Here is a 527-nt window from a genome sequence, read left to right on the forward strand (position 1 = left end):
CCGGCAAGGTCGCCGAGTACGTCGACATCATCGAACTCGGCACCCCGCTGATCAAGGCCGAAGGCCTCTCCGTGATCACCGCGATCAAGGAAGCCCACCCGGACAAGATCGTTTTCGCCGACATGAAGACCATGGACGCCGGCGAACTCGAAGCCGACATCGCCTTCAAGGCCGGCGCCGACCTGGTCACCGTGCTCGGCACCGCCGACGACTCCACGATCGCCGGCGCGGTCAAGGCAGCCAAGGCCCACAACAAGGGCGTCGTCGTTGACCTGATCAGCGTCGAGGACAAGGTCACCCGCGCCAAGGAAGCCCGCGCCCTCGGCGCCAAGTTCGTCGAAATGCACGCCGGCCTGGACGAGCAGGCCAAGCCCGGCTTCGACCTGAACGGACTGCTCCGCGCCGGAGCAGAAGCCCGCGTACCGTTCTCCGTCGCAGGCGGCGTGAAAGTCGCCACCATCGCAGACGTCCAAAAAGCAGGCGCCGACGTCGCCGTCGCCGGCGGAGCAATCTACGGCGCAGCCGAC

At 66.8% G+C, this 527-nt stretch carries 1 protein-coding gene; it reads left to right on the forward strand.

Translation table 11 applies throughout. The annotated features are described in order from the left end of the window. Nucleotides 1–527: 3-hexulose-6-phosphate synthase (gene hxlA, locus P2Q66_RS07345; protein WP_275726815.1), on the forward strand; the 527-nt coding region annotated here is incomplete at both ends.

The organism is Arthrobacter sp. Cr_A7 (assembly GCF_029222765.1).
In the GTDB taxonomy this organism is placed as follows: Bacteria; Actinomycetota; Actinomycetes; order Actinomycetales; family Micrococcaceae; genus Arthrobacter.